At 65.7% G+C, this 19,253-nt stretch carries 19 protein-coding genes and 1 tRNA gene; 15 read left to right on the top strand and 5 right to left on the bottom strand.

What is annotated here, in order from left to right; genetic code table 11:
- The first annotated feature begins 2 nt into the window (after positions 1-2).
- On the top strand, positions 3-215 hold the full coding sequence (locus P6U24_RS01405) for a hypothetical protein (protein ID WP_407157437.1): 213 nt from the start codon (positions 3-5) through the stop codon (positions 213-215).
- A 153-nt stretch (positions 216-368) separates the two neighbouring features.
- Here the strand turns inward: P6U24_RS01405 and P6U24_RS01410 are convergent, their stop codons facing one another.
- Positions 369-2,081 (bottom strand): MFS transporter, encoded by a 1,713-nt coding sequence (locus P6U24_RS01410; RefSeq protein ID WP_407157438.1) that lies wholly within the window; start codon positions 2,079-2,081, stop codon positions 369-371.
- 162 nt (positions 2,082-2,243) lie between these two features.
- On the opposite strand from P6U24_RS01410, the gene P6U24_RS01415 reads away from it, so the two are divergent.
- The 6 genes from P6U24_RS01415 (at position 2,244) to P6U24_RS01440 (ending at position 9,376) form a co-directional block, all read left to right on the top strand.
- Positions 2,244-3,605, top strand: a complete 1,362-nt coding sequence (locus tag P6U24_RS01415) for a hydrolase (RefSeq protein ID WP_407157439.1) — start codon at positions 2,244-2,246, stop codon at positions 3,603-3,605.
- Positions 3,606-3,903: 298 nt separating this feature from the next.
- Complete coding sequence (locus tag P6U24_RS01420; RefSeq protein WP_407157440.1) at positions 3,904-5,286, top strand: cytochrome P450; 1,383 nt, start codon at positions 3,904-3,906, stop codon at positions 5,284-5,286.
- A 102-nt stretch (positions 5,287-5,388) separates the two neighbouring features.
- Positions 5,389-6,798, top strand: coding sequence for an adenylate/guanylate cyclase domain-containing protein (locus P6U24_RS01425; RefSeq protein ID WP_407157441.1), 1,410 nt, complete (start codon positions 5,389-5,391; stop codon positions 6,796-6,798).
- A 202-nt stretch (positions 6,799-7,000) separates the two neighbouring features.
- A complete protein-coding gene (locus P6U24_RS01430; RefSeq protein WP_407157442.1) occupies positions 7,001-7,474 on the top strand; it encodes a TerB family tellurite resistance protein in 474 nt (157 codons plus the stop codon).
- A gap of 223 nt (positions 7,475-7,697) precedes the next feature.
- On the top strand, positions 7,698-8,477 hold the full coding sequence (locus tag P6U24_RS01435) for an SDR family NAD(P)-dependent oxidoreductase (RefSeq protein WP_407157443.1): 780 nt from the start codon (positions 7,698-7,700) through the stop codon (positions 8,475-8,477).
- Positions 8,478-8,566: 89 nt separating this feature from the next.
- Entirely contained in the window at positions 8,567-9,376 is an 810-nt protein-coding gene (locus tag P6U24_RS01440) for a glutamine amidotransferase (protein WP_407157444.1), read from the top strand.
- 115 nt (positions 9,377-9,491) lie between these two features.
- Here the strand turns inward: P6U24_RS01440 and P6U24_RS01445 are convergent.
- Positions 9,492-9,567: transfer RNA gene (locus P6U24_RS01445), tRNA-Ala, on the bottom strand.
- Between the two features lie 225 nt (positions 9,568-9,792).
- Here P6U24_RS01445 and P6U24_RS01450 point away from each other — a divergent pair.
- The 3 genes from P6U24_RS01450 to folD all read left to right on the top strand — a co-directional run bounded on the left by P6U24_RS01450 (position 9,793) and on the right by folD (position 11,450).
- Positions 9,793-10,083 (top strand): YggT family protein, encoded by a 291-nt coding sequence (locus tag P6U24_RS01450; RefSeq protein WP_407157445.1) that lies wholly within the window; start codon positions 9,793-9,795, stop codon positions 10,081-10,083.
- Positions 10,084-10,106: 23 nt separating this feature from the next.
- Positions 10,107-10,439 carry a DUF167 domain-containing protein gene (locus P6U24_RS01455; RefSeq protein WP_407157446.1) on the top strand — a complete coding sequence of 111 codons (333 nt, stop codon included), beginning with the start codon at positions 10,107-10,109 and terminating at the stop codon, positions 10,437-10,439.
- A gap of 126 nt (positions 10,440-10,565) precedes the next feature.
- Entirely contained in the window at positions 10,566-11,450 is an 885-nt protein-coding gene (gene folD / locus P6U24_RS01460) for a bifunctional methylenetetrahydrofolate dehydrogenase/methenyltetrahydrofolate cyclohydrolase FolD (protein ID WP_407157447.1), read from the top strand.
- 209 nt (positions 11,451-11,659) lie between these two features.
- Here folD and ppa read toward each other — a convergent pair whose 3' ends face one another.
- Together ppa and P6U24_RS01470 are read right to left on the bottom strand one after the other, a co-directional pair.
- Positions 11,660-12,196: an inorganic diphosphatase gene (gene ppa / locus P6U24_RS01465; protein ID WP_407157448.1), complete on the bottom strand. Its 537-nt coding sequence runs from the start codon at positions 12,194-12,196 to the stop codon at positions 11,660-11,662.
- Between the two features lie 154 nt (positions 12,197-12,350).
- Positions 12,351-12,866, bottom strand: a complete 516-nt coding sequence (locus tag P6U24_RS01470; RefSeq protein ID WP_407157449.1) for a GNAT family N-acetyltransferase — start codon at positions 12,864-12,866, stop codon at positions 12,351-12,353.
- Positions 12,867-13,188: 322 nt separating this feature from the next.
- On the opposite strand from P6U24_RS01470, the gene P6U24_RS01475 reads away from it, so the two are divergent.
- The 5 genes from P6U24_RS01475 to P6U24_RS01495 all read left to right on the top strand — a co-directional run bounded on the left by P6U24_RS01475 (position 13,189) and on the right by P6U24_RS01495 (position 17,876).
- The gene (locus P6U24_RS01475; RefSeq protein WP_407157450.1) at positions 13,189-13,656 is read left to right on the top strand and encodes a DUF2269 family protein; all 468 of its coding nucleotides are present in this window, start codon (positions 13,189-13,191) and stop codon (positions 13,654-13,656) included.
- Between the two features lie 246 nt (positions 13,657-13,902).
- Positions 13,903-15,231, top strand: coding sequence for an SDR family oxidoreductase (locus P6U24_RS01480; protein WP_407157451.1), 1,329 nt, complete (start codon positions 13,903-13,905; stop codon positions 15,229-15,231).
- The gene (locus tag P6U24_RS01485) at positions 15,231-15,638 is read left to right on the top strand and encodes a thiol-disulfide oxidoreductase DCC family protein (protein WP_407157452.1); all 408 of its coding nucleotides are present in this window, start codon (positions 15,231-15,233) and stop codon (positions 15,636-15,638) included. The genes P6U24_RS01480 and P6U24_RS01485 overlap by 1 nt, the downstream gene beginning before the upstream one ends.
- Positions 15,639-15,976: 338 nt before the next feature.
- Positions 15,977-16,951 (top strand): YeiH family protein, encoded by a 975-nt coding sequence (locus P6U24_RS01490; RefSeq protein WP_407160732.1) that lies wholly within the window; start codon positions 15,977-15,979, stop codon positions 16,949-16,951.
- Between the two features lie 7 nt (positions 16,952-16,958).
- Positions 16,959-17,876 carry a LysR family transcriptional regulator gene (locus tag P6U24_RS01495; RefSeq protein WP_407157453.1) on the top strand — a complete coding sequence of 306 codons (918 nt, stop codon included), beginning with the start codon at positions 16,959-16,961 and terminating at the stop codon, positions 17,874-17,876.
- Positions 17,877-17,952: 76 nt separating this feature from the next.
- Here the strand turns inward: P6U24_RS01495 and P6U24_RS01500 are convergent, their stop codons facing one another.
- A complete protein-coding gene (locus P6U24_RS01500; RefSeq protein ID WP_407157454.1) occupies positions 17,953-19,209 on the bottom strand; it encodes a flavin monoamine oxidase family protein in 1,257 nt (418 codons plus the stop codon).
- Positions 19,210-19,253: the final 44 nt, after the last annotated feature.

Genomic DNA, 19,253 nt, shown 5'->3' on the forward strand with positions numbered 1-19,253 from the left:
CCATGAGCAGAATTCTCGTCGTCATGTCGCTCGCCGTGCTGGCCTCGGCAGCGCAGGCGCAGCAGGTGGGACATGATGCCTGCGCGCGCGACGTGTCGCGGCTGTGCCGGGCGGTCATGAATGACGGCGATCAGGCCGTGCTGGCCTGCCTGAAGGAGCACCGCGCGCGGCTGTCCAAGGCCTGCGAGAAGGTGCTGACCGAGCACGGGCAGTAATTTTTATCCGTCACTCCGAGGGCAGCCGCGATAGCGGCTGAACCTCAGATGCGCAATTGCGCATCGGGGAATCTCGAAATGGCCGGACTCATCTCTGGATTCCGGGTTCGGGCGTTTCACGCGCGCCCTGGAATGACTGTCTGAAGGCAACGGCTAAGGCCCGCTCCGTGTCGCCGTGGCGAGCGCCGGGGCCTGCTCGACCGCGCGGTCCGGCCGCATCTCGCCGGCGTGCTCGCGCATATCCTCCTTGCCGCGCACCGAGCCGAACGGCCGCTCCAGCATGCGGCGGATGCGCACCGGATCAGGGCCGATGTGAAAATCCATCGCCTGCCGGTGCAGCTCGCGTTCCGAGCGCGTGGCGCGGTTGCGCTGGCGCAGATAGTCGAGCCAGGTCGGGCAGTGATAGCGCTCGGTCCACAGCTCGGGATCGGCGATGTCGCGCGCGAGCGACCAGCCATAGGCGCCGTTGCGCTGCCGGCTGAGCTGCACGTCCTGCATCACGCTATGGAAGGCGCGGGCGTCGTCCTGCGCGACGCGATACTCGATCTCGACCACCAGCGGCCCCGAGCGCGGCGTCAGCGATAGTTGCACCTCCGGATCGGTCAGCGCCTCGGTGGCGTCCTCGTTGCGCGCGCCGATGGGCGGCATGCGCAGCCACAGGCCGAGCAGCGGCGACAGCGCCATCAGGGCGCCGGACACCAGCAGCGCGACCTCGACGCCATACGCATCGGTCAGCCGGCCCCAGCCCCAGCTTCCGATCGCAATCCCGCCGGAGATTGAGGCCTGGTAGGCAGCGAGCGCGCGGCCCGCCACCCAGCGCGGCGCCGAGAGCTGCACGCCGATGTTGAACAGCGCCACCGCGAGCATCCAGACCGCGCCGGCAAGCACCAGCGCGGCCGAGGTCAGCACTGGATGGACGCTGAGCCCGACCGCAGCCGTCGCGGCGCCCATCGACAGCGCGCAGGTGCGCACGGCGGCCTCGCCGCTCATCCGCTGGCGGATCGCGCCGATATTGAGCGCGCCGATCACGGCGCCGACGCCGAAGGCGCCCAGGATGATGCCATAGGTCAGCGCGCTGCCGTGCAGCAGATCGCGCGCCACCAGCGGCATCAGCGCCGAAATCGCGCCACCGATCACGCCGGTCACGAAGGTGCGGATCAGCACGATCCGGATCGATGGCGAGTTGGCGATGTAGCGGATACCGGAGACGATGGCGCGATTCAGCCGCTCGCGCGGCAAATGCTGCGGCTCGACCACGCGCCGCCACAAAAACAGTGCGGCAACCAGCGGCAGATAGAGCAGGGCGTTGCAGGCGAAGGCGGCCACCGCGCCGGCCGCCGCCACCACCACGCCGCCGATCGCAGGACCAAAGCTGCGGGCGATGTTGTAGCTGATGCCGTTGAGGGCGACGGCCGCGGGCAGGGTGTCCGGCGGCACCTGCTCGCTCACCGACGACTGCCAGGCCGGGCCCATCAGCGCCATGCCGCTGCCGACCACGAAGCACAGGGCGAGCAGGATCTGCGGCGTGACCAGGCCGAGCCACGACAGCGCCGTGAGCGCGGTTGCCCCAGCGAGCGCGATGCACAGCGCGACCAGCGCCACGACGCGGCGGTCATACATGTCGGCGATGGCGCCGGCCGGCATCGAGATGAACATCACCGGCAGCATCAAGGCGGTCTGTACCAGCGCCACCTTGTCGGCCGAGGCGGTCATCTGGGTCATTGCCCAGGCCGCACCCACCGCCTGGATCAAAAGCCCGAGATTGGACAGCAGGCTCGCCAGCCAGATCCGCCGAAACGCCAGGTGCCGCAGCGGAGCCGCAATGCCTTCCGTGGAGAAGATCTGGCGTCGGGACGGGGCGTTCATGTCCGGGCGTCGCTCCTTGTCGCGATGTCGCCAGCCTGTGATCGACTGGTGCTTGATTCCGGCAGGTCGTATGTGATGCCTGCGAAGGTCCGCCCCTGTCCAGTGCGTTTCCAGTCCGGAATCGTGCAGGGAACAATCATGGCGGGCAGGGGGGAACTGCCGATGACTCTGACGCGACGCACCATGCTGCAGGGCCTCGGAACCCTGCCGCTGTTCTCCGCCGATTTGCGCCGTGCGGCACTGGCTCAGGCCGCGCCGACCGCGGCCGCGCAGGACATGCCGCCGATCCTGTTCGTCCATGGCAATGGCGACCACGCCGCGCTCTGGATCACGACGCTGTGGCGGATGGAATCCAACGGCGTGCCGCGGGCGCGGATGGCCGCGCTCAACTTCACCGATCCGCTTGCGCGCAGCGACGACACCGTGGCGCAGGCTGGTCGCTCCTCGACCGAGGACCAACGACGCGAGCTCGGCGAGGCGGTCGCGGCGCTGCGCAAGGCAACCGGGGCGGCGCGGGTCGCGCTGGTCGGCAATTCCCGCGGCGGCAATTCCATCCGCAGCTACATCAAGGCCGGCGGCAGCGATATCAGCCATGCCGTGCTCTGCGGCACGCCCAATCACGGCGTGTTCAATTCGGACGATCAGCTCGGCAATGAATTCAACGGCCGTGGGCCGTTTCTGCAGGGCCTCAATAGCGGTGACAGCGAGGTCACGGCAGGCACAGCGTTCCTGACGCTGCGCAGCGATGGGCTGGACAAATATGCGCAAGCCGATGGCCGCTTCATCGGCAAGCCCGGCGTGCCGACCGGCGTCACCGCCGAGGGGCCGGAGTTGAAGGGTGCCACCAATCTGGTGCTCGGACCGGTCGATCACCGCGAAAGCGCCTATCATGCGCGCGCGTTCCGCGAGATCTACAAATTCATTGCCGGATACGAGCCGGATCGGATCGCGATCGTGGCCGAGCCGAAGGTGCGGCTGAGCGGGCTGGTGACGGGCACGCCAGGCGGCGTGCCCACCAACCGGCCGGTCACCGGTGCCAAGGTCGAGCTCTTTCATGTCTCGCCCGACACCGGCGAGCGGCTGGGCGAGGCGCTCTATCGCGTCGAGACCGGTGCCGACGGGCGCTGGGGCCCGGCCGAGGTCGACCCCACGGCCTATCTCGAGATCGTGCTGACCGCGCAGGGCGCGCCGATCACGCATTTCTATCGCTCGCCGTTCCCGCGCACCTCGGAGATCGTGCATCTGCGCCCCGCGCGTCCGCTCGAACCGACGGGCGCCGGCGCCATCGTCATGATGACACGGCCGCGCGGCTATTTCTGCCTGCCCCGCGATATCGTGCTGCTCGACGGCAAGGAGCCGCTGGACGTGCAGAGGGGCGTTCCGACCGACTCGGTCACGACGTTACGGCTGCCGGCAGGCGAGGTCGGCCGCAGCGTGGTCGGCCTGTTCAACGAGGAACGGATCGCTGCCCGGCTTTGGCCCGCTTCCGAAGGCAGGATTGCGGTGATCGAGCTGACGACTTAGCTGATGTAGCGAGAACGATTGAGCTGATGGACCGAACCAGCGCCGCGAACTGGCTGCACCCTCTCCCCTTGTGGGAGAGGGTGCCTGCGATGCGAAGCATCGAAGGCGGGTGAGGGGTCTGTCTCCGCGGATGCAGACCCCTCACCCGGCTCGCCGCCGCTTCCGCGTCGGCGATCCACCCTCTCCCACTGCCGACGGCGGCTGCGCCGTCGCGACGATGGGAGAGGGTGCACCTCCAATGCCGAGCCGGTTCGCTCGCGTCTGACTGTGCTCTTTTCGAGTGGGTGAAAGGCCGTCAATGACCATCGCCGAGATCCATGACCTGTCGCTGTCACGGCGGCCGCTGGTGCCCCCGGCGCCGCCACGCGCGCCCGACAGCATGGGTGCGTTCCGGCGCGTCCTGAAGATGGGCGACAACGCGATCGAGAGCTGGGGCCAGCGCGCCTATGAGGAGGACGTGATCCGCGGCCGCTTCTTCGGCCGCTCCAGCTTCATCCTCAACACGTCGGATGCGATCAAGCATGTGCTGGTCGACAATTACGAGAACTACACCCGCACGCCCGGCGGCATTCGCGTGCTGCGCCCGATGCTCGGTGAAGGCCTCCTGATCGCCGAAGGCAAGGCCTGGAAGCACCAGCGCCGCACATTGGCGCCGGCGTTCACGCCGCGCGCAGTGAACACGCTGATCCCGCACATGATCGCGGTCGCTGATGAGACCGTGGTGAAGCTGAAGCAGCAGTGCGGCCATCCGATCGATCTGCGCGAGGTCATGCAGCGGATGACGCTCGATATCGCCGGGCGCACCATGTTCTCGTTCGAGATGGGGCGGCATGGCGCGACTCTGCGCGACTTTGTCTTCGAATACGGCACACGGCTGGCGAGCCCGCATCTGCTCGATCTGGTGCTGCCGCTGTCCTGGCCGACGCCGCGCGATTTTGCCCGCGCCCGCTTTCGCAAGCGCTGGACCGCCTTCGTCGCGCAGCTGATGGCGGAGCGCCGCGCCGCCGGCAAGAGCGGCGATGCGCCGCCGCAGGACCTGTTCGACCTGATGGACGCGGCGCGCGACCCGGAGACCGGGGCCAGCTTCTCCGACGAACTGCTCGCCGACGAGGTCGCGACCATGATTCTCGCCGGCCATGAGACCACCGCGATCGCGCTGTTCTGGGCGCTGTACCTGCTCGCGCTCGATACCGAGAGCCAGGAGAAGCTCGCGCGTGAGGCGCGGGGCGTCGAAGGCACTGCCGAGCCGGAGCGGCTGCCATTCACCCGCGCCGTGATCGACGAGGCGTTGCGGCTCTATCCGCCGGCTTTCCTGATTGCGCGCGCCGCGATGGGGCCGGATCGGGTTTCGGGTTTCCCGGTGCGCAAGGGCGATGTCATTCTGATTGCGCCATGGCTGCTGCACCGGCACGAGAAGCTGTGGCAGGCACCAAACGCCTTCCTGCCCGAGCGCTTCATGCCCGGCGCGCCGCCGCCGGAGCGCTTCGCCTATCTGCCGTTCGGCGCCGGCGCGCGGGTCTGCATCGGCGCGCATTTTGCCTTGGTGGAGGCGACCTTGGCGCTGGCGCGACTGGTCGGTGCCTACAGGATCGAGCTTGCCGACGAAGTCCCGGTTATGCCGGTCGGCGTGGTGACAACGCAGCCGAACCGGTCGCCGATGTTCCGTATCGCGCCGCGCTAGGTATCCAAGGTGATGATCGGAATGAGACCAAGAATGTAGGACGGGTTGAGCGAAGCGATACCCATCCTATGACATAACGTTCTTAATTTTGTTAGGACCGCCATGAGCGACGCACCTCCGCAGTTTTCGGCCCTTCACGAGGCCGCCGATCCCAAAGTGGCCGATGCCATCATGCAGCTGATCCATGACGGTGCCGATCCCGAGTTGAACCGCATCAACGCGCTGGATTTTTCCAATCGCACCGGCCTCGATGAAGAGCGGGTCATCTCAGGCTTCATCCATTCGGCGCGGCTCGGCCTGTTCGACCTGACCTGGAACGTGCTGTGCCCCGGCTGCGGCGGCGTGCTCGATGCGCACGGCACACTGAAATCGCTGCGCACCGACGACTATCATTGCGGCCTGTGCGCCTGCAGCTACGAGGCCTCGGTCGACCAGCAGGTCGAGGCCGCCTTCACGGTGAGCCCGCGGGTGCGGCGGATCGCGGCGCATGATCCGCATACGCTGCCGGTGTGGGACTACTACAAGCAGGTGTTCTGGAGCTCTGGCGTCGAATTCGATGAGCAGGCGATGGCTGAGCTTTCCAAGGACGTCGTGCTGGCTACAAGCGAGCTGCCGGCCGGCGAGCACATGACGATCTCGATCGAGCTGCCGCCGCAGTTCATCATCGTATTCGAGCCCGTCACCCATGCCTCGCGCTTCATCGACGTACAGGGCGAGCCGACCGACGAGGTGCAGCGCCTGTCGCTGAAATATGATGGTGTCCGCGCTCAGGTCGAGACCACGACGCTGCGCCCGGGTCCGCTCGAGCTCACGCTCGACAACAAGGCGGGCGTGCGCGTGCTGCCGACTGTGATGGTCGCGGCCGATGCGCTGCATCACCTGATCGGCCGCCGCAAGCCGTTCCTTACCGCGAAGCGGATGCTGTCGAACCAGACCTTCCGGGACGTCTTCAAGGCCGACAACCTCAACATCGACCAGCGCTTGAAGATCACCTCGCTGACCTTCCTGTTCACCGACCTGAAGAGCTCGACGGCGCTCTACGAGCGCGTCGGCGATCTCGCCGCCTTTGACCTCGTGCGTGCGCATTTCCGTGCGCTGCTCGACATCATCAATGCCGAAAAGGGTGCGGTGGTGAAGACGATCGGCGACGCCGTGATGGCGACCTTCATCAAGCCCGAGCACGCGCTGTCGGCAGGCTTGCGGATGCGCGATGCGATGGCCCGGCTCAACGCCGAGCGCGGCAGCGACGAGCTTGTCGTCAAGATCGGCATCCATGAAGGTCCGTGCCTCGCGGTGATGCTCAACGATCGGCAGGATTATTTCGGGCAGACGGTGAACATCGCCGCGCGCGTGCAGAGCCTGTCGACCGCGCAGGAGATCCATCTCACCGCGCCCGTCATCGAGGCGCCCGGCGTCGCCGCGATCCTCGAGAAGGCGCATATCATGCCGATCCAAAAGCAGGCTGCGCTGCGCGGCATCGCTGACAAGATGATGGTGTACGAAATTCCGTGATACCCGGCCGCCAGCTCCGCGCTTCGGAACGACAGGGACGCGCGTGCCCGGAATAGCCCGGGCTTGACGGCTGGTGCGTTACCGAAATGTCATGGCGCCAGAACGTCGCGGCGGATTGCCATCGCAACCGTGCACCCGCATATCTGCTAAAAGAAACCCGCCATGGTGGCGGCGTGGGACGAGATCGAGATTTCGGGACATTATGCTGGAAGGATTGCGTCAATTCATCGCCGATGTGATTTCGCCCCACGAGACTCCGACCTTTGACGACAACGGCTATCAGCTCGCCGCAACCGCACTCCTGATCCATGTCATCTCGCTCGATGGCGAGCCGAGCGATGTGGAGAAACGCAAGCTGCACGGATTGATCGAGGCGCGTTTCGGACTCGATCCCGGCAGCGCTGACCGGCTGATCTCGCAGGCCATGCTGGCCGAAGGCGAAGCGGTCGATCTCTATCGCTTCACCAGCGTCATCATGCGCGAGGTCGACGAGGCGGGCCGGTTGCGCATCATCGAGATGATGTGGGAGCTGGTCTATGTCGACGGCAAGGTCACCGAGTTCGAGGACAATGTCGTCTGGCGGGCTGCCGAATTGCTTGGCATCTCCTCGCGCGATCGCATCGATCTGAAGCATCGCGTGGCGGCCAAGGTTCCCAGCGCATCAGTCAAGCGCTGACGTGTGGCGCGCCGTCGCCGGACCGGCCGCCTGTCCGTTACATGGATAAAGTTTAATGTCGCGCGCGGCTCGACCCGGCGGCTAAGCCCGTGTGAATCCTCATGTTACCGGCTGTAGCCGATGGCGCGCCACCGGCGGCCGGCATCTTGCAAGTTCCCTCGCGCCTATGCTCTCGTCCGTTCATCTTCAGAACGTCCGGGAATTGATCAAAGAGCATTGCATCGTGAGTGACTGTGTGACGCTGGTGACCGGTGCCTCGGCAGGCATCGGCACCGAATTGGCCCGCGTCTTCGCCGCGAATGGACACCGCGTGGCGCTGGTTGCACGCCGCGAAGAGCGGCTGCATGCACTGGCGCGCGAGCTTGCCGCGAGCGGTGCACCATCGCCGATCGTCATTCCCTGCGACCTGACGGCCCCCGATGGCACGGACTGCATCGCCGCCGCACTGTCAGAGGCTGGTGTGGAGGTCGAATATCTCGTCAACAATGCCGGCTTCGGCTTGTTCGGCCGCGCGGTCCAGCTCGATCGCGCCGAGCAGCTCGACATGATCGCGGTCAACATCCGCAGCCTGACGGACCTGTCGTTGCGGTTCACCGATCAGCTCATCAGGAATCGCGGCGGCATCCTCAATCTCGGCTCCGTCGCGGGCTTCCTGCCAGGGCCCGGCATGGCAGTGTACTACGCGTCCAAGGCCTATGTGATCTCCTTCACCGAGGCGCTGCGCAAGGAGCTCGCGCCATATGGTGTGCGGGTCACGGTGCTGTGCCCGGGGCCGGTGCCGTCGGAATTCCAGGCGCGCGCCGGCTTCAAGCCCGGCGTCGATTCGGCCATTCTCAACGTATCGCCGCGCGCAGTGGCCGAGGCCGGCTATCGCGGGCTGATGGCGGACAAGCGCGTCGTGCTCCCGGGCCTTGGCATCAAGATCGTGCCCTTCATGCTGCGCTGGTTTCCGCGCGGCTTCATCCTGGATGCCGTCGGACGGCTGCAACTGCGCCGCAGCTGACACCCATCCCCGTATTGGCCCGGCCCTTGCTTCGTAAAGGTCGCGCGCTCACGCGCTGTTAACCTTTGCTTAGCTATCATCGGAGCTCGATGCTCAGGCCATATCCATCGCCGGTGCCGATCGATGCCGCCAAAGCGGGCACCCGGCAGCCAATTCCGGTGACAGGCGACGCCTGTACGCCGCTGCGTCCGGTCCTCATCATTCTGCACCAGGAAACATCGAGCCCCGGCCGCGTCGGCAACGCGCTCCGCGCGCTTGGCCACGCGCTCGACATCCGCCGGCCGCGCTTTGGCGATCCGCTTCCCGAGACGCTCGAGGCGCATGCCGGCGCCGTTATTTTCGGCGGCCCGATGAGCGCCAACGATCCGGACGACTATGTCCGCCGCGAGATCGACTGGATCGAGGTGCCCCTGCGCGAGCAGCGGCCCTTTCTCGGCATCTGCCTCGGCGCGCAGATGCTGGCGATCCAGCTCGGCGCCAAGGTCGCGCCGCATCCGCAAGGACGTGCCGAGATCGGCTATTATCCGATCCGCCCCACAGCCTCAGGGCGCAAGCTGTGCCCGTTTTGGCCGGATCAGGTTTATCACTGGCATCGCGAGGGCTTTGAGCTTCCCGCCGGCGCCGACCTCTTGGCCGAAGGCGGCGATTTCCCGATCCAGGCCTATCAATACGGCAACGCCACCGGGCTGCAGTTCCACCCCGACGTCACCTACGCGATGATGTGCCGCTGGACCACGCGCGGGCATGCGCGGCTCGACACGCCCGGCGCGCGGCCGCGGCACCATCATTTCGAGGGACGCGCGATGCATGATTTGGCCGAGCGCGCCTTCCTCGCCCATTTCATTGATGGCTGGTTGAAGCGCGAGCCGATGCCAGCGCTCGCGGAGGCGGCGGAATAGAATAGGAATAGGGCGCTTGGGCCGATTGAGTCCGCCTTCGCTCTTCGAGCTACGGCGCGACAGCCTCCGCCACGTGCGGGCTTGCCGAGCCGAAGCAGGCGAAGCCTGCGGAGGCTGGTGGAGCCAGGCGGGATCGAACCGCCGACCTCATCATTGCGAACGATGCGCTCTCCCAGCTGAGCTATGGCCCCATGAACTTTGTCCACGATCACCGCGATCGTGCCCGGTTGCCGCATATGCGCGGGATGGCAGCCGGGGAAGTCGGCGCCATTTACAGTCCGGTCCAAGGTCAAGTCAAGAACCGTCACATCCGCCGTTAGCCTTGACGGCCGGCTTCCCTTGTTCATACGGGGCGGAACCGATATCTAGCTCGCAAATCCCGGTCGAATCCGCGACCGAGCCCCGAGTAGACCCGCATGCGCGCCGTTCTCGACATCGTTCTCATCGTTCTCGACCTTTACGTCTGGCTCCTGATCGCCGCTGCCATCCTGTCCTGGCTGGTGGCCTTCAACGTCGTCAACACGCGCAACCCGTTCGTGGCCGCGGTCGCCGAGTTCCTCTACCGAATCACCGAGCCGCTGCTGGCGCCGATCCGCCGGGCGCTGCCCAATCTCGGCGGGCTCGACATCTCGCCGATCGTGCTGATCCTGATCATCATGTTCATCCAGCGCGTGATCACCTATTACATCTACCCGGTGGTGTTCTGAGGGCCGCTTGCGGCGCGTGAAGCATGAAGCCGTGGCGCGCGATCGCCGGGGGTGTGCAGGTCGCCTTGCGGGTGACGCCGCGCGGCGGCCGTGACGCGATCGACGGCATCGAGACGCTATCGGACGGCCGTAGCGTGCTGAAGCTGCGGGTTCGTGCCGTCGCCGATGGCGGCGAAGCCAACCGCGCGGTGACCGAGCTGCTGGCGAAGTCGCTCGGCGTGCCAAAGGCGGCGGTGCAGCTGACCTCCGGGGCGACCGCTCGGCTCAAGCAGGTTGCCATATCAGGCGATCCGGTCGCGCTCGATCAGACCTTGCGTGCGCTTACGGCAGCCCATAAGCCGATGAGAAAGAGCTAAATCGCGGCCGGTTGGGCCATACTGCATCGGCGGCGACTTCACCCTCCCCCTGGAGGGGGAGGGTGGGCGTCTTTGCTGGGGCGAGCGGCCTAAACATAATTGCGATCGAGCATAGAGGACTGAACAATGACCGCCCGCATTATTGACGGAAAGATCATTGCCGCCGATCTGCGCGGCCGTGTGGCGAGCGAGGTCGAGCGGGTCAAGCGCGAGCACGGCCTGACGCCGGGTCTGGCGGTCGTGCTGGTCGGCAATGATCCGGCGAGCGAGGTCTATGTCCGCTCCAAGCACACCCAGACCCAAGCTGCCGGCATGGCCTCGTTCGAGCACAAGCTGCCGGCTGACGTTTCACAACATGACCTGCTGGCGCTTGTTGATCGGCTCAACCATGATCCAGCCGTGCATGGCATCCTGGTGCAGCTGCCGCTGCCGAAGGGGCTGAGCACGGAAGCCGTTATCAACGCGATCAGCCCGGCCAAGGACGTCGACGGCCTGCATCCGCATAATGCTGGCCGGCTCGCCGCCGGCCTTGATGCGCTGTCGCCCTGCACGCCGCTCGGCTGCATCATCCTGAGCAAGACCGTGCATGCCTCGCTGGAGGGCATGAACGCGATCGTGATCGGCCGCTCCAACCTGGTCGGCCGTCCCCTGGTGCAGCTGCTGCTGAACGAGAATGCCACGGTGACGATCGCGCATTCGCGCTCCCGCGACCTGCCGCAACTCGTGGCGCGCGCCGATCTCGTCTATGCCGCGGTCGGCCGTCCCGAGATGATCAAGCGCGACTGGATCAAGCCGGGTGCGACCGTGATCGACGTCGGCATCAACCGCATCCCGCGCGGGGACGGCAAGACGAAGCTGGTCGGCGACGTCGCCTACGCCGAAGTCTCCGAGGTCGCGGGTGCCATCACGCCGGTGCCGGGCGGCGTCGGCCAGATGACGGTGGCGTGCCTGCTCGTCAACACGCTGCGCGCGGCCTGCGCGATCGCGGGCCTGCCGAAGCCGGCGGTGTGAATCGAGCTGAAAGCGACGGGTTGAGGTCACCCTCCCCTGGAGGGGGAGGGTCGGCTCACATGAGCGAAGCGAAATGTGAGACGGGGTGGGGTGATCTCACCGCAGTCGTCGCTTGCCGAGAGATCACCCCACCCCGCTCGCTCACTTCGTGAGCGATCGACCCTCCCCCTCCAGGGGAGGGTGAAGAGCCGACCAGCACACAGGCCGTTTTACTTCTTCCCCGCCTTCGCCCGCGCGATGCCTTCGCTGATCAGCTGGTGGGCGTCCTCGGCCGAGCCCCAGCGCAGCACCTTCACCCACTTGCCGGGCTCGAGATCCTTGTAGTGCTCGTAGAAGTGCTGGATCTGCTGCAGCGTGATATCGGGCAGGTCGCTATAGGTGCGCACCTTGTCATAGCGCTGCGTCAGCTTCGAGGAAGGCACCGCGATGATCTTCTCGTCGCCGCCGGCCTCGTCCTCCATCAACAGCACGCCGACGGGGCGCACGCTCATCACGGCACCGGGCACGATGGCGCGGGTGTTGGCGATCAGCACGTCGCAGGGATCGCCGTCATTCGACAGCGTGTGCGGGATGAAACCGTAATTGCCGGGATAGCGCATCGCCGTGTAGAGGAAGCGATCGACGAACAGGGTACCGGCGTCCTTGTCCAGCTCATACTTGATCGGCTCGCCGCCAACCGGCACTTCGATCACGACGTTGACGTCGCGCGGGGGATCTTTCCCGATCGGAATGGCGTCGATGCGCATGGATGGGCTCCATAGAACTTGAACGTTGAGGGGCGGGCGCGCCACGAGCGCGCGCCGGACTTCGCAGTCGCAAAAAACTCGCGGTTCCGCAACAGCTACTTAAGCCCAAAATTTCGGTTCAGTTCGATTGGCTAACGCCCGCCGGCCAGGAGCGTCAGGCCTGATGCGTCCAGGCGAATGCCACCTTGTCGAGCGACTTCGGTCCGAATCGCTCCGACGAGCGCGCCACCATGCGGCCGCCCAGCGCGCGGTAAAATTCGGTGGCGGGATCGTTGTCCGACAATGCCCACACCACCATGCTCTTCAGGCCGCTTTGCGCAAGGTCGCGCTTGGCCGCGGTGAACAGCCGGCGACCAAAGCCCAGCCCCTGAAACTCAGGCCGGAGGTAAAGCTCGTAGATCTCGCCATCGAAATGCAGGCTGCGGGCGCGGTTGCGGCCGTAATTCGCGTAGCCGGCGACCTTGTCGTTGAACACCAGCACGCTGACGCGGCTGCCCTTGCGGATCGCGCTGTCCCACCACTGCGGACCACGCCGATTGATCAGCTTTTCCAGCTCGGCACCGGGAATGATGCCCTGATAGGCCGAACGCCAGGCTTCGTCATGGGCAGACGCCACCGCGGCCGCATCAGCAGCCTTGGCCGGACGGACTTCAATCAGGGTTGTGCTCATGCTCAGATCAAAGCAAGTCGCCGCCGCCGCTTCAAGATCCAACGTTAAAGATCGGTTAACCTGTGGACTTTCTGCATCAGGTGTTCGGAAAACTGTTCCGAAAAGAGACAGTTCGGCAAGCCGAACGACGGAGGTATCGACAAACTGGGCTGCTCCTCCCGGTAATGATATCGATCGTACAAAGGTTCCAAGGAGCGATGATGGCAAGGGCTGGCCGAGCGTGTGGACGACGTGCGGCAACCGTGGACGCAATCGCATTGGCGCTCGAATCTCCCATCGCCGCGGCATCACCAGGCTCTGGGCCGCAGCTCGCCAAGACACGATGACGCTGTATTTCCTGGTCAAATACCTGCACGTGCTCGGCGCCATCGTCATTCTCGGCACCGGCACGGGTATCGCGTTCTTCATGCTGATGGCTCATCGCAGCTTTGACGCCGCCTTCATCGCCCGCACGGCAGGCGTGGTGGTGATCGCGGATTTGCTGTTCACGCTGTCGGCCGTGCTGCTGCAGCCGGTTACTGGCGCCGTTCTGATGTGGCTGTCCTCGACCACGCTGGCTGATCGCTGGCTCGCAACGTCGCTCGCGCTCTACGCGCTCGCCGGCGCGTTCTGGGTGCCCGTGATCTTCATGCAGATCGAGATGCGCGATCTGGCGCAGCTGGCGGAACAGACATCGCAGCCGCTGCCGCCGCGCTATCACCTGTTGTTTCGCCGCTGGTTCCTGTGCGGCATTCCCGGCTTTGGTGCGGTCATGGCCATCCTCTGGCTGATGATCGCGAAACCGTTTTGAGGAGCGGATATTGGTGCAAGGAGGTCGGGCCACGAGCTCGCTGCACCCTCTCCCCTTGTTGTGGGAGAGGGTGGTTTCGAGCGGCAGCTCGAAACCGGGTGAGGGGTCTTTCTCCGCGGATGCAGACCCCTCACCCGGCGCGATCTCGCTACGCTCGATCTCGCCACCCTCTCCCACAAGGGGAGAGGGTGAGACCGCGTCCGGCGCCACAGCTTGGCTCCTCCACTTGCGATTGGTGTGCGTGCGATGAGCATCACGCCCACCCCCCGCATCCTCGTGCTCGGCGCCTCCGGCTTGATCGGTCGCTTCGTCACCGACGATCTGCGCCAGCGCGGTTGTGATGTCGTTGGCGTCGCGCGCCGCTTCTCGGGCGGGCAGCGCGTCTCGCCCGATGATCTCGAATTGCCCGTTATGGCGATGGAGGCGTCGGCGCTGGCAGAACTGATCCGCGCGCGCGACATCGGCGTGATCGTGAATTGCCTGGGTGTGCTGCAGGACGGCCCCGGCAGCGATACGGGCGCGGTGCATCGCGACTTCGTGGTCCGGCTGCTGTCGGCGATCAGGCAGTCTCGCCGTGATGTGCGCCTGATCCACATCTCGATTCCCGGCAATGAGACGCACGACCGCACCGCTTTCAGCACCACCAAGCGCGAGGCCGAACGGCTGATCGCTGCGTCGGGTAATCCCCATGCGATTTTGCGGCCGGGCTTCGTGATCGCACCAAGCGCCTATGGCGGCAGCGCCATGATCCGCGCGCTCGCGGCGCTTCCGTTCGAACTCCCGGAGAAGGAGCGCGCGAGACCGTTGCAGCCGGTCGCAGTCGAAGACATCGCAACGACCATCGCCTGGCTCGCTGCGCGTCCGCTCGACGACGAGACGACCAAGGCTGTGACCTGGGACATCATGCAGCCCGAGCCGGTCACGCTCGGCGATGTGATCGACCGCTTCCGTGTTGCCTTCGGCACGGCGCCCCAGCCGCGCATCACCTTGCCGAAATTGCTGCTCGATGCCGGCGCGCTCGCTGGCGATCTCATCAGCCGGCTTGGCTGGATGTCGCCGATGCGCTCGACCGCCGTCGCCGAGCTGCGTCGCGGCGTCAGCGGCGATCCACAAGGCTGGATCAGCGCGACCGGCATTGTACCGAAGCGCATGAGCGAGGTCGTCGGCGCACGCGGCGCCAGCATTCAGGACAAATGGTTCGCGCGGCTCTATCTCGTGAAGGCGCTGATGATTGCGAGCCTGGTGCTGTTCTGGCTCGTCTCGGGCTTCATTGCGCTGGTGATCTCGTTTCCGGCGACCACCGCGATCCTGACGTCGCGCGGCTGGCCGGAAGCATTCGCCGTGCCCTTTGCCGCCATCACCAGCATGATGGACATGAGCATCGGCGTGCTGATCGCGTTCCGCTGTACGGCGGCAACAGGGCTTGTCGCCGGCATCCTGCTCTCGGTCGGTTACATGGCAGGCTGCGCCATCCTGACGCCGGATCTCTGGCGCGAACCGCTGGGCGCGCTGGTCAAGACCGGGCCTGCGATCGTGCTGATGCTGGTCGCGCTGCTCACATTGGACAATCGCTGATGACGAACTGGCCGGACGACGATGTGATCCTCTATGACGGCGTCTGCGTGTTCTGCTCGCGCTGGGTCCGCTTCGTGATCGCGCGCGACACGGCCAGGCGCTTCCGCTTCACGCCGATCCAGTCGCCCTATGGCGCGCGGCTGGCGCGCGCCTTCGGCATCGATCCCACTGACCCCGACACAAACGCCGTCGTCCATGGCGGGCGCGCGCATCTGAAATCCGATGCCGCGCTCACGGTGTTATCGCAGCTTGCGGGCTGGGGCTGGACCCGCGCGCTGTTCGCGGTCCCGAAGCCGCTGCGCGACGCGGTCTACGGCCTCGTCGCGCGCAACCGCTACCGCATCTTCGGCAAGTACGACGCGTGCTTCGTGCCGGATGCTGAGCTGCGCCAACGGGTGCTGGAGTAGTTCGCGTCCGTCGTCATTGCGAGCGAAGCGACGTGTCCGCCATAGCCCGAAGGGCGACGGCGGAAGCAATCCAGAATGGTCTGCGAAAGCAAATCTGGATTGCTTCGTCGCTATCGCTCCTCGCAATGACGAGCTGAGGACGCAATCGTTCGTTCCAATCGAACGATTTATCACATATTATGCGTTAGATCGATTCATCGGAGCATGAAATACTCTCCCGTAGCTGGAATTCGGGAATTTATTTCATGGTCAGCCCCTCCCACGATCTTGCCGCCGATGATCCCTCCACATCAGCCCTTGTCGCCCGGGCTCGGCCGAAGCCTGCAGCCACGACGCTGCTGCCTGGCCTGCTGTTGTCGGCGGCGATCGCCGGCGCCGGCTTCAGCCTGCGTCAGCTGCCGGGGCTTACACCCTTCAGCCCGATGATCCTCGCCATTCTCAGCGGCATGGTCTTTCACAATGTCATCGGCACGCCGCGCCGGGCCAAGGCCGGCGTGATGTTTGCGCTGCGCCCGGTGCTACGGCTGGCCATCATCCTGCTCGGCCTGCAACTGACTGCGGCGCAGGTGGTCGAGGTCGGTGCGCGCGGGCTCGCCGTGATCGCTCTGGCGCTGGTCTCGACCTTCCTGGTCACGACCTGGATCGGGCGGCTGCTCGGCGTCGATCGCAAGCTGACGGAGCTGATCGCAGCCGGCACCTCGATCTGCGGCGCCTCCGCCGTGATCGCGACCAACACGGTCACGCAAGCGCGTGACGAGGACGTGGCCTACGCAGTCGCCTGCGTCACCGTGTTCGGCTCGATTGGGATGTTCAGCTATCCCTGGCTCGCGGGACTCTTGCAGCTCGACGCGCACGCCTTCGGGCTGTGGAGCGGCGCCTCGATCCACGAAATCGCGCAAGTCATAGCCGCCGCGTTCCAGGGCGGCAAGGAGGCCGGTGATTTCGGCACCATCGCCAAGCTGGCGCGCGTGACCCTGCTGGCGCCCGTCGTCATCACGCTCGGCCTGCTCGCGACCCGCCGCGCCCGTCACGACGGTCATGGTCACGCAAGCGCGCAGGCGCCCGTTCCCTGGTTTATCCTTGGCTTCGTCGCGCTGCTCGGCGTCAACAGCGTCATCACGATCCCCGCCGATATCCGCGCCGATGTCGTTACCGCCACCACCTTCCTGCTCTCGATGGCGCTTGCGGCGATGGGGCTGGAAACCGACTTTGCCAAGCTGAAGGCCAAGGGCATCAAGCCGCTGCTGCTCGGCCTGCTGTCTTTCCTCTTTATCGCGTGCTTCAGCCTGGCACTGGTGAAGCTGACGATCTAGGAGCCACATGACGCTCGAGCAGCTTAGGATCTTCGTCGCTGTCGCGACCCGCGAGCATGTCACGCAGGCCGCGCGTGATCTCAATCTGACGCAGTCAGCGACGTCAGCGGCGGTCGCCGCGCTGGAAGCCCGTTATCAGACCAAGCTGTTCGATCGCGTCGGTCGCAGGATCGTGCTGACCGCCGCCGGCAAAGCGTTCCTCGTCGAAGCCCGGAGCATTCTCGCCCGCGTTGCCAGTGCGGAGACCGTGCTGAACGATCTCGCCGGCTTGAAGCGTGGCCAGCTTTCGCTGGCGGCGAGCCAGACCATCGCCGGCTATTGGCTGCCGGCATTCATTCATCGTTTCAATGCTGCGCATCCCGCGATCAAGCTGCAGCTCTCGATCGGCAACACCGAACAGGTCGCAACCCTGGTGCGTGAAGGCGGCGCCGACCTCGGCTTCGTCGAAGGTTATGTCGACGATCCCATGCTCGCAGCGGCCGTGGTAGCGGACGATGAGCTGGTGCTGGTCGGGCCGATCGGACACGCGCTGTGCGACGGCACGCCGGTCACGGCCGACGCATTGAAGCATGCGCGCTGGGTGCTGCGCGAACAGGGCTCGGGCACGCGAGCCGTGTTCGAAGCCGCGCTCGAACAACTCGGCATTGACCCGGCCGAGCTCGATGTCGCCTTCGACCTGCCGTCCAACGAGGCCGTGCGCGCCGCGGTCGAGGCCGGCGCCGGCGTCACGGTGGTCTCGCGTCTGGTCGTGATCCGCGCGCTGAAGGCCGGTCTGCTGGCTGTCGCCAATGTCGCGCTGCCCAAACGGCATTTCTTCAGCCTGCGCCACAGGGAGCATCACCAGACCCAGGCTGCGCGGGAATTCTTGCGGATGACGGGGGAGGCGGGCGCGACGTCTGCGGAGGCTCCGTCATTGCGAGCGTAAGCGAAGCAATCCAGAGCTACACGTGGGACTCTGGATTGCTTCGTCGCTGTCGCTCCTCGCAATGACAAGGAAAGCGCTAGAGCTTCTTGAGCGCCTTCAACACGTCCCTCGCCGCACGCTCGCCGGAATCGCGTGCGCCGTGCGCCGTCGAGTAGAAGTTGGCCGACGTCGCTTCGCCCGCGAAGAACAGCCTGTCATCGACCGGCTCAGCCAGCGCCACGCGTTTGCCGGCATGCCCGGGCAGCGCATGTGAATAGGCGCCGCGCGCGAAGGGATCACTGGCCCAACGCGATTCGGCGAGCGGCGTCAGCTTGCAGCGATAGTCATTGCCGAGCAGCTCCGCGATCTCGTCGATCGCCTGGGCGCCGAGCGCGCCCTCGCCGGCATCATCGAGCTGCTTCGCAAAGCTGCCGCCGAAAAAGCCTTCGATGCAGGGCTGACCGAATGGGCGCAGATGATAGCCGCCTGTTGCCGTGCGCATGGTGGCGCCGCGCAGATTGCCGTCGCTCGGCAGGTCGCTGGGCTCACTCAGCCGCAGCATCACTTTGTTGTTGATGCCGAGCGGCAGCTTGGCGGCGGCGTCGACCTTGTCCGGCAGCGCGGGATGAAAGCGGATTGCCTCGTCCGCGATGAGATTGGTCGGCACTGTGACGATCACCTTGTCGGCCGTCATCGTGCCTTGCGATGTCTCGATGCGGATACGCTGTCCCGCATGATCGATCAGCATGACGTTGCAGTCGAAGGCGATGCGCAGCGCGGCGCCGTAGGCGGTCATCAGCGCGCCATAGCCGCGCCGCACCCGCCAATTGATCTCGGTGTCCTCATAGGCATCCATGTCGAGGATCGAGACCTGGTCGAGCTCGCAGCCGTTCACATAGGTCGAGATCGCATCGATCATCGGATTCCAGCGATTGCCGGGCTCGAGCGAGAGGCTTGCGGGCTTATCGTTCCCGTCCCGCTCAGCCACCTCGGCGGCCTGTTCGGCGCGGTCGTAAAAGGCGTGCAGCGCGTACAGGAAATCCTCGCGCTCATCGGGCGGAAACGCCGTCGAGACGACGCGCTGGCTCCACGGCGGCAGCGCCCGGTCGATCTCGAAACCAAGCTGCTCCGCAATTGCAACGAACGAGTTCTTGTCAGCCGAATGCAGCCAGCCGCAGCCGAGATCGAAGGTGATATCAGGCGCCGCCATGATGGTGTGGCCACGGCCGCCAATGCGATTGCGCGCTTCCAGCACGACGAAGGAGATGCCGGCGTCCTTCAGCGCATGCGCAGCGCCGAGGCCGGCGGCGCCGGCGCCGATGATCGCGACATCGATATCGCAAGGAAAGGACATAGTCTGGGCGAATAGCGAAGAGGGAGTAGCGAATAGGGTATCTG

It is taken from the genome of Bradyrhizobium sp. STM 3557 (assembly GCF_045571465.1).
Classification (GTDB): domain Bacteria; phylum Pseudomonadota; class Alphaproteobacteria; order Rhizobiales; family Xanthobacteraceae; genus Bradyrhizobium.